Consider the following 6,738-nt stretch of genomic DNA (forward strand, 5'->3'; position numbering starts at 1 on the left):
CCGCTCGATTGTCTTCGCCCTCTCTGACGGCGACGACCCGGCTCTCGTTACAAATCCACCTCGGGCAGCGGCGTCTCCGACGTCCAGACCCGCTTCCCGGCGAACAGGTCGTTGTCGATCCCCATGGCCAGATCCGTCGCGGCGATCGACCGGCGGCCCGACGTCTCGCGTCCGTCGAGCGCCCTTATGGCGTCGATGGTTTCCGGCACGACGATCGCCTGATTGTCGACCATATAGGCGTAGAAGAGTTCATCGCCCTGCACCGTGAGCATGTCGGCCCAGAGCGCCACCTCATGGAGGTCGCTGCGGGATCGGCCCCGATCCGCCATCAGCTCCTTGACGGCATTGAGGGCGTCCAGACCATACTCGTCCTTCATCAGCAGGATGCGTGACGAGGATCGGAAGGCGTCGAGCACCTCCTCCTTGGCCGCCGGTCGGGTCATCTGGACCGACCAGTAGTGCAGGTGGGCGATGGTCTCCGGCACCTTGACCGCCATGGTCACCACATCGAGGTCCGGATCGACGGTTTGGGCGTCGGGACCCTGGTGACTGGGGATTTCGGGCTCCGGAACGAGGGTATTCATGATGCCGCCCAGGTGGCTTTCCCACGGATCAGTCGCGCGTCGAAGCAGGACGCCGCGGGCCCGGAGGAGCAATCCCGCGCGCTTGAGGGCACCCAGCGTCCGCACCGTCGCTGTGGTGTTGCAGGAGACCACCCGGGTCGACTGGCGCCCGACCGCCGTCTCGAAATTGGCCTCCGCGACGAAGGAATGGCCGGTGACCGCGTGCTTCTCTCCCCCCTGAAGGATGAACTTCAGGCCCCGGGCTCGGTAGAGGGGAACGTTGTCCGCCGCCACGTGCTTGGGCGTGCAGTCAATGATGACATCGACCTCGTCCAACAGATCGTCCAGGCGGCCGGCAGTCGGCGCGCCCGCCACGTGGAGCTCATCCAGCGCCTGGGCTGTGGCGGCGAACAGCGGCACGCCCGAATCCTGAAGGACACGGGTGCGCCAGTCGGTCGTGACGTCTGCGACCCCCACCAGGGTCATGTCCTTCTGGGCCCGGACCGCATCGGCGACCCGTTTGCCGATTACGCCGTATCCATTCACGGCGACCCGGGTTGGTCTGGTCATGGCAACACCTCTCCAGTTCGATCACAAAACAGGCGACGAACCGGCCGCGCATTGATGCACATCAAGGCGTAGCCGCGCCAGCGCATGAAAGTCTGGAACGATGTCGGATGGGACGGGATGTCGGACGCATATGATCGAAGACACCACATCGTGGCTAGAGATCTGCGGATTCTGACTGCGGTCATCTTAAGTCGCAATTCAGCGCTCAAGTTCGCAAAATCTTTCCGGAGCGCCTCCCTTGGGGGCGCTATAGTGTATACTACATATTTGCGAAACACGTCGAATTCGATGACGCTTACTCGGATCTGTTCAAGTGCCCTCATGGATCGACTTGCTTCAAGGTGGCGCTGGATGGGGCAGTATTGGTTTTTTGGCCAGTTGATTTGGAGGTGTGGAATTGCTCCGCATCAAACATATAGTCTCGTGTAAGGGGAGCGGCGGACACTCGCCGCGCCAACTGAATCTGGAACACCATTAGGCCACCGACGCGGAACCCAGCTTCGCAGACGGCGAGATAATATTCCCACATCCGGCAAAACCGCTCGTCATAGAGGGCGGCGGCTTGTGCGCGCCGGGCCTGGAAGCGTTCGGACCAGCGCTGCAGGGTCTCGGCATAATGCAGCCGCAGAATCTCCACGTCAGTCACCCACAGATCGCTCTTCTCAACACTGGCCAATACCTCAGACAGCGATGGGCAATAGCCGCCCGGGAAAATGTACTTGTCGAGCCAGGGGTCGGCGTCGCCCGGTGGATTGCGGTGGCCGATCGCGTGGATCACGGCCAAGCCATCCGGCGCGAGCCGGCAACGGATCACGTCGAAAAATTCGCTGAAATGCGGTTCCCCGACATGTTCGAACATGCCGACGGAGACAATTCGATCAAAAGTGCCTGACGAATGTCGATAATCTTGCAGATGAAATCGCACGCGATCATCCATTCCCTCGTCGTGTACGCGCTCTTGCGCAACAGCCAGTTGCTCCTGCGACAGGGTGAGTCCATCGACCTCGACCCCATGACGCCGCGCAAGGTCGAGCGCGAGCCCTCCCCATCCCGAACCGATGTCGAGAACGCGAGCACCAGGTTCGAGGCAGAGCTTCGCAGCGATGTGCCGCTTCTTCTTGAACTGCGCCTCGTCGAGGGTTTCATCGCCAGTCTGGAAATAGGCGCAGGAATACTGAAGGTCGTCGTCGAGGAAGAGTTTGTAGAGCTCTTTCGACAGGTCGTAGTGATGAGCGACATTGACGCGCGCGCGCTCGACCGGATTGCGGCGCTGAAGCTTCTGGACCGGCGCGGCGAAAGCGCGAACCGTCTGAGCCTCCTTGGTCAATGTCTCGGCCGCGGCGACCGCGATAAGGAGAAAGTCGCGCAACGTGCCTTCCTGCACGAGGAGGCCGCCGTCCATATAGGCTTCGCCCGCCCGAAGACTGGGGCTGGCGAGCAATCGGGCCGGTTCGTGGGGATTGGTCAGCCGCACGGTCACGAACGGTGCCTCGCCCGTCCCGAAGACATGGCGCCCCTCCCAGGGATCGACGACGACGAGCGTACCGTATTGAACCGCCCGTTCCAGCACCTGGGCCAGCACAGTGAAGGCAGCCCGATCTGGCAAGACAGCGCGCAGGGCTCTTTTCAGCATCAGGTGGTCTCTCCTTGACTGTCGGATCGGCGACGGGATTTCACTAATCAGACGGCGGAATCACCGGTGCATTACAGTCGCGGTAAGCAAAAATCGTTGGAGCGAAATCGCGGGGCGAGTCACAAACGGTCCTGGGCATTCAAGCGGCCTGGGCCATTTCGCAACCTACGATGCCGTGGACTTTTCGGCTCTCAATTGTTGGCTGTCCGACAGGAACACCCCGTCCTCTTTTTGAAGAGGATTCGCCGACCGTATTCGAACAGCTTGTAAACGATCAGTCCTTTGGGAACCTGACCTGCCCCTGAGAACGTCCTCCACTCGGCGCTAGAGGCCGGGGAGCAGATGATCCACCCCGACCTCGAGCACTCGGAGCTCGGATGATTGACCTCGACGGCCTACGCCAGAACGCTAACCGAGCGCTCCTCGAAGGTTCAATGCGATCGGCATTGGCGCGGCAGTTCAAATGTACCGAGGATCAAGCAGGCAGACGACTGAAAGCTGCTGCAACAGTCAGTTATAGGATTCGCCGCATCAACACGTTGGCTCGCTAAGAGACACCAAACGAGCAGGATTAAGGTGGCTCCGGGCTCGACGGGCAGCCCGAGCATGCCTGCCTCAACAGAAGGCCTCCACTCCAGCCGACGACCGAGTGTAAGCCTGCCGGTTCGCAGGCGTCTTACCCTTCAGGCAGCGCGCTGGTGCCAGCCAAATGACCGATTGGGGCCCATTGCCATGAGTACGAAGACGAAGACGAAGACGAAGACGGAAGTATCGGAAAAATCCACCTACAAGGCAGACCTAAAGGCGGCTCAAATTCAGCTGACCCGCCTGCAGAACCAGATCATCCGGGACGGCCTGAAGGTGCTGGTAGTGCTGGAAGGCCGGGACGCCTCAGGAAAGGATGGGGCGATCAAACGGATCATCCGCCATCTCAGCCCTCGCGAAACCCGGGTGGTTGCGCTCGATCCCCCTTCTGATCGTGAGCGGCGCGCCTGGTATTTCCAGAGATATGTGGCGCACCTGCCAGTGTCGGGCGAGATGGCCCTGTTCAACCGCAGTTGGTACAACCGCGCCGGCGTCGAACACGTCATGGGTTTTTGCACCGACGAGGAATACGAAGAATTCCTGATCACCACACCGTTGTTCGAGAACCTCCTCGACCATTGCGGCGTCAAACTCATCAAATACTATCTGGACGTCTCCAAGGATGAAGAACGCCAACGCCTACGCGCGCGGGCGGAGGATCCCTTGAGCCAGTGGAAGAAGAGCGACATTGATCGTGTCGCGATCAAGCGATGGGACGACTACACCGCCGCGCGCGACGTCATGCTGGCCCGCACCAATTCGCTTATCTCGCCCTGGACCATCGTCAGGGCCGATGACAAGCGCGCCGTACGGGTGGCGCTCATTCGCGACTTGGTCTCGCGCTTCGAGTTCGAGGGAAAGGACAGCCCGCCGGCCGATCCTATGGTCATCTCGAACTATCACGACCCCGACGGGCTGGCCAAGTAAGACGGCGCTCGTGCCATCCTGTGCTCTAAAGCCAGCCGAGTCGCTGGCGCTGTCCAGTTCGCTCGCGCGCCCCGTGCGGCTCGGCGCGGACCGATATCTTTGGCCCCTCGCGCTACTTCGGCCGACCCAAATGACTGTCGGCTGGCGCGAAGTTGCGGAAAAACGCCGACGAGGCCTCGGAACCGCGGCAAGGAGCGCCCCGGCAGTGATCGGCCCAAAGGGCAGCGCCTATGTCCTAGACTGTCACCATAGCTTGTGCGCCCGACAACAGCAGGGCGAAACGGTCGCAGCGGTTCATATTGTTGAGGACCTGCAGCACCTGCCTCACGCTGCTTTTTGGCGACGGATGGATCACCTTGGTTGGTGCCGACCTTATGATGCCAACGGCCAACGGCGCGCTTTCCGCCACATGCCAGAACGCTTGGTGGAGCTTGGAGATGATCCTTTTCGAAGCCTGGCCAGCGCCCTCCGCCACCAGGGTGGATTTAGCAAGTCCGCAGGCCTCTTTAGCGAGTTCCGCTGGGCCGATCACCTTCGAACGCACATTGCTCAGGCGCTAGTGGAGCGAGATTTCGAGACGGCAGTTGAGACCGCGCTGCAACTTGCTCGCCGCCCGGAAGCCGCTGGCCTTCCTGGTTCCTTTGGGTAGACAAAAGGATCGAAGATTTTTCCATTGAGGAGGTTTGCCCCTTTCGCGAGAAAGGGCGCACCAGTAAGCTTGGCAGTGCGTCAGTGTTCAGGTGGTGCGAGAATTGTTGAAGACAATGCCGAGTGACGAGTCAGATTTTTCGTTGGATGACGCCAAAGATGTGGCCAATGTCACCGACGCCGCTGTGCGACAAGAATTGGTCGAATGCCATCGCGCTTTTCTGATGTTCCTGCGCCGGCGCGTCAGCAATCAAGCGGACGCCGAGGAAGTTCTGCAGGACTTCATGGAACGTGCGCTGAGGCGCGCCGGCGACCTGCGAGACATCCAGTCCTTGCGTGGCTGGTTGAGCCGGGTTCTAGCCACCACGCTCATTGACCATTATCGTCGGACGTCGCGCCGCAAAGAAACGCTCCGCGAACCCAGTGAGATGGAAGATTTTGTCGGCGAACCCGACGACGAAATTGACGCGGCCGTTTGCCACTGTCTCTATCGACTCCTGCCGACGATCAAGGCGGATTATAGCGACCTTATTTGGCGCATCGATCTGCTTGGTGAGCCGCGCGATCAGGTCGCCGTGAGCGTTGGACTCAACTTGAACAACGTCAATGTCAAACTCCACCGCGCCCGCCGGGCGCTCAAGACTCGCCTGGAGGATGTCTGCCTGACCTGTCCGGAGCACGGTTACCTAGACTGTCAGTGTGACACGGGTCAGCACATCCACGACATCCGCCAAGGAAATAGCCGGGTCGAGAAGATTAGTCAGTCATGAAAGACCCTACACCGCGCTAATCATTCAACAACCGCTTCCCCACGCATATACCGCACCGGTCGGGAAACTTCAACGGCTCGATCTGTTGGTCATGTGGCACGGAATCGGGAACCTATGACCTGAACGATTCTGATGGCTCTGCCAGCCCAAGCTTTATCTACCCGGTAAGCCGTTCCGCGTCAGGCTCATGGCATGGCAAAATCGACCAACCCGTTCCGCTGGTTTGACAGTTCGCCCGAGGTGATCCGCCTCGTGATGCTGATGTAGGTTCTTTAATTGAGGCAAGCAGTTTCTGGATCGGCTTAGTCGTCCCTGGAGGTCCCGTCAGCCCAAACTTTAGTCGCTCGGTAAGCCGTTCCGCGACAGGCTCAACGCCCTGAACGTGTTGGTGATGGACAGCCCCCGGCGGCGCAACCTGGCGGCTGAAGGGATAAAAGATCATTTGCACCGGCACTGCGGCATGCGGCCGCAGTGCCGGCTATCCTTGGGGGCAGACGGCCGGCGGTGCGTAGAACCTAGAGAAAACTGATCGGTCGAGACCGTGCCCGATGGCATGGCCATCCGGCGGTGATCATTGGAGACACCTCATGACCAGAACCCGAATTTCGTCGCTCGCCATCGCCGGTCTGCTGGCTGCGCTGGCGTCCGGTCCCGTCGCCGCCCAGACCGCGCCTCCGGCGGCCAACGCCCACGCCGCCCACGCCGCAGCAGCCCAGGCGGCACCTGAAGCGCCGGCGACGAACATGTCGGCCTGTCACAGCATGGCCGGCGTGGATCATTCGTCCATGACGAGCGAGCAACGGGCCGCGATGATGGAACGACATCGGACCATGATGGCCACCCATGGCGCGGCCTCGGCCGATGGAGCCGGTATGGCAGGCATGGCGGGTATGGATCATTCGTCCATGACCCCCGAGCAGCGGGCCGCGATGATGGAACGTCGTCAGACCATGATGGCCACCCATGGCGCGGCCTCGGCCGATGGAGCCGGTATGGCAGGCATGGCGGGTATGGATCATTCGTCCATGACCCCCGAGCAGCG

At 60.9% G+C, this 6,738-nt stretch carries 6 protein-coding genes; 4 read left to right on the forward strand and 2 right to left on the reverse strand.

Annotated features, from left to right (window positions below):
• Window positions 1–47: 47 nt before the first annotated feature.
• Together GGR11_RS13035 and GGR11_RS13040 are read right to left on the reverse strand one after the other, a co-directional pair.
• Window positions 48–1,133 (reverse strand): type II glyceraldehyde-3-phosphate dehydrogenase, encoded by a 1,086-nt coding sequence (locus GGR11_RS13035; RefSeq protein ID WP_183197587.1) that lies wholly within the window; start codon window positions 1,131–1,133, stop codon window positions 48–50.
• Window positions 1,134–1,452: 319 nt separating this feature from the next.
• The gene (locus GGR11_RS13040) at window positions 1,453–2,766 is read right to left on the reverse strand and encodes an SAM-dependent methyltransferase (protein WP_183197589.1); all 1,314 of its coding nucleotides are present in this window, start codon (window positions 2,764–2,766) and stop codon (window positions 1,453–1,455) included.
• A 732-nt stretch (window positions 2,767–3,498) separates the two neighbouring features.
• On the opposite strand from GGR11_RS13040, the gene ppk2 reads away from it, so the two are divergent.
• The 4 genes from ppk2 to GGR11_RS13060 all read left to right on the forward strand — a co-directional run.
• Window positions 3,499–4,278 carry a polyphosphate kinase 2 gene (gene ppk2 / locus GGR11_RS13045; RefSeq protein WP_183197591.1) on the forward strand — a complete coding sequence of 260 codons (780 nt, stop codon included), beginning with the start codon at window positions 3,499–3,501 and terminating at the stop codon, window positions 4,276–4,278.
• 130 nt (window positions 4,279–4,408) lie between these two features.
• Entirely contained in the window at window positions 4,409–4,927 is a 519-nt protein-coding gene (locus GGR11_RS17030; protein ID WP_221205261.1) for a ParB-like protein, read from the forward strand.
• Window positions 4,928–5,069: 142 nt separating this feature from the next.
• Window positions 5,070–5,696, forward strand: coding sequence for an RNA polymerase sigma factor (locus GGR11_RS13055; RefSeq protein ID WP_246331797.1), 627 nt, complete (start codon window positions 5,070–5,072; stop codon window positions 5,694–5,696).
• A gap of 587 nt (window positions 5,697–6,283) precedes the next feature.
• Window positions 6,284–6,738 (forward strand): hypothetical protein (locus GGR11_RS13060; RefSeq protein ID WP_221205262.1); only part of this gene is annotated, 455 nt, incomplete at its 3' end.

It is taken from the genome of Brevundimonas mediterranea (assembly GCF_014196125.1).
GTDB lineage: Bacteria > Pseudomonadota > Alphaproteobacteria > Caulobacterales > Caulobacteraceae > Brevundimonas > Brevundimonas mediterranea.